Source organism: Micromonospora sp. NPDC003776, from assembly GCF_053605645.1.
Window position 1 is genome coordinate 1 of the sequence record NZ_JBSGJR010000739.1, and the last position, 2,869, is coordinate 2,869.

3 protein-coding genes and 1 pseudogene are annotated in these 2,869 nt (G+C 75.5%); 3 read left to right on the forward strand and 1 reads right to left on the reverse strand.

Annotation, left to right across the window (positions count from 1 at the left end):
• A partial coding sequence (locus ACWEVO_RS34210; RefSeq protein ID WP_452311551.1) for a DUF4349 domain-containing protein occupies nucleotides 1–916 on the reverse strand: 916 nt, incomplete at its 3' end.
• Between the two features lie 121 nt (nucleotides 917–1,037).
• On the opposite strand from ACWEVO_RS34210, the gene ACWEVO_RS34215 reads away from it, so the two are divergent.
• From ACWEVO_RS34215 to ACWEVO_RS34225, 3 genes and pseudogenes are all read left to right on the forward strand, one after another.
• Complete coding sequence (locus tag ACWEVO_RS34215; RefSeq protein ID WP_452311552.1) at nucleotides 1,038–1,667, forward strand: MBL fold metallo-hydrolase; 630 nt, start codon at nucleotides 1,038–1,040, stop codon at nucleotides 1,665–1,667.
• 5 nt (nucleotides 1,668–1,672) lie between these two features.
• A complete protein-coding gene (locus ACWEVO_RS34220) occupies nucleotides 1,673–2,611 on the forward strand; it encodes a hypothetical protein (RefSeq protein ID WP_452311553.1) in 939 nt (312 codons plus the stop codon).
• A 43-nt stretch (nucleotides 2,612–2,654) separates the two neighbouring features.
• Nucleotides 2,655–2,792: pseudogene (locus tag ACWEVO_RS34225) on the forward strand (SCO6745 family protein); the annotation flags it as partial.
• Nucleotides 2,793–2,869 lie beyond the last annotated feature (77 nt).

The window sequence follows — 2,869 nt, forward strand, 5'->3', positions numbered from 1 at the left end:
CTTCCGATCTCCGGGCCCGCCGCCGGCGCGCCCGGCGGACCAGCAGCACCACCGGTACGCCGATCACCAGCGCGAACGGCAGCAGCGCCCCCAGCACGGTGAGCACCACGAAGAACGTGGTGACGAAGACGTTCCAGCCGCCCTTCAGCCCGACCAGGAAACCGAGTTCCGGGCCCTCGTCGGCGGTGGTCTGGTCCGGGCCGAGGAAGGTCACCGTGATCGTGGAGAGCGCGGTCAGGTCGGCCAGCCGGCGCTTCTTCGCCTCCAGCGAGGCCAGGTCGGCCTCCCGCCGGCCCACCTCGTTCTCCAGCGTCACCAGCTCGTTGATCGTGGTGGCCCGGGCCAGCAGCTTCCGGGCGCTGCCCACCCGGGCCCGCTGGGTGGCGATCCGGGCGTCCAGGTCGACGGTCTCCTCGGTGACGTCCTGCGTGTGGATCTCGCGCCGCTCCTGCTTGCCGAGTCCGGCCAGCTGGTCGACGACCGTGGTGAACCGGTCCGCCGGCACCCGCAGGGTCAGCTCTGCCCGGGCGTCGGAGGACTCGCTGCTGCGCTGGTCGCCGCCGACGAAACCGCCCGCCGCCCGGACCCGGTCGGTCGCCTCGCCGGCCGCCCGGTCCACGTCCGCCACCCGGACCTGCATGGTCCCGGTGTAGATGATGGACCGCTGGTCCATCCGCAGGTCCGTCCCGCCGGAGCCGGTGGCGGCGGGGGCCGCCTTCTCCGGCGCCGCCCCGGCGCCCGCGTCCGCGGCGCCACCCGCCGCCGGCGCCCGCCCCGAGTCCGACGCGCTGTTCCCGCCGTCGGCGCCGCAACCCGCCGTGACCAGCACCGCGGCCAGTCCGCACACGGCCAGCAGCACCCCGCGGCGGCGTCCGGCCGGTCCGCGCGTACCGCGATCTCGCTGACGCTCGCTCATGTCCCCGCTCCGCTCCTCGACGGCCCCGCGCCGGGGCCGATACCTCGGACGCGACGCGCCGTCGCGCCGGTTCCGGCAGACTGCGCTCAGGACGTCACGATTCGATAATCGAGGAGTCACGATGCAGGTCACCAAGTACGCCCACTCCTGCCTCCGGATCGAGCACGACGGGGGAGTGCTCGTGGTGGACCCGGGGGTCTACAGCGAGCCCGAGGCGCTGGACGGGGCGGACGCGGTGCTGATCACGCACGAGCACCCGGACCACGTGAACGTCGAGGCGCTGACCCGGGCGCTGGACCGCCGGCCGGCACCGGTCCACGGGCCGGCCTCGCTCGCCGGCGTCCTCGGCGACGCCGCCGAGGCGCTGACCGTGGTCGCGCCGGGCGAGACGTTCACCGCCGCCGGCGTGCCGGTGCGAGCGTACGGGGGCCAGCACGCGGTGATCCACCCGGACATCCCGGTCATCTCCAACCTGGGCTACGTCTTCAACGACGTGGTCTATCACCCGGGCGACTCCCTGGTGGTGCCGGACGACATCCAGGTGGACACCCTCTTCGCCCCGATCCACGCGCCGTGGAACAAGTTCTCCGAGGTGGTCGACTTCATCCGGGCGGTCGCCCCGCGCCGGGCGTACGCCCTGCACGACGGGCTGCTCAACGCCAACGGTTTCGGGGTGCTCGACCGGCAGTACGCCGCGCTGTCGAACACCGACTACCGCCGCCTCGAACCGGGCACCCGGATCGACGCCTGACCGCCGTGCCCGGACCCACCCCCGACCTGGTCCAGCAGCTCTACGCGACGCCACCGGACCGCTTCGTGGCGGCCCGGGACGCCGCCGTGGCCGAGGCACGCCGGTCCGGTGACCCGAAGGCCGCCCGGGAGATCGGCAAGCTGCGCCGGCCCACCGTCGCCGCCTGGCTGGTCAACCTGCTCGCCATCCGCCGCCCCGAGCTGGTCGCCGACCTGGCCCAGCTCGCGGAATCGCTGCGGACCGCCCAGCGCGAGCTGCGCGGCGCCCGGCTGCGCGAGCTCTCCGCGCAGCGCCGGGCCGTGGTCGGCGCCCTCGTCACCGAGGTACGCAAGCTGGCCGCCGCCGAGCCCAGTGCCCCGCCGGCCGGAAAACTGCCGCTCGGGGAGGTGGAGGCGACCCTCAACGCCGCCCTCTCCGACACCGAGGTGGCCGAACAGGTGCGGGCCGGGCGGCTGCTCCGGTCCGTGCACTACGCCGGCTTCGGCGAGGTGCCCCGGCCGCAGCTGCGGCTGGTCACCGGGGGTGGCGAGGAGCCGCCCGTGCCGGACCGGGCGGCCGCGCGGGCCGAGAGCCGGCGGGAGCGCGACGAGCGGGCCGCCGAACGGGCCGCCCGGGCCGAACGGGCGAAACGCCGGTGGGCCCTGGAACGCGAACTGGCCAAGGCCCGCGACGAGCAGGGCCGCGCCGAGCGGGAACTGACCGAGGCCACCCGGTCCGAGCAGGACGGCGCCGCCACCCTGGACCGGATCGAGACGGAGCTGGCCGAGTTGGAGCGCCGCCGGGCCGTCGCCGAGCAGGAGCTGAGCCGCGCCAAGCTGGCCCGCCGGGGGGCGGAACGGGCGGTCACCGCGGCCCGCCGCCGGGCCGGGGAGGTGGAGGGCGCGCTGGAGGCGCTGGACGCCGAAGAGGGGGATGCCGCAGACGGTGGCCACCGGGCAGACTGAGTGTGATGAACGACCACGGTGGACGGACGGTGGGGCGGCGACGATGACCCCGGAACAGGTCGCCGCCGCCAGCAAGCCACTGGTGCTGGAGTTGGGGGAGGCCTTCGCCCGCTCTCCGGCGACGCTGCGCCGGGCCCGGCTGCTGGGGATCTCCGGCTGGGCCTTCTACATCACCGGGCGACCGCGTCGGGAGCGATGAAGCCGAGCGCGGCGGCGGCCGTCTCGGCCCGTACGTCGCCGAGCGCGCCGGCCCGCCCG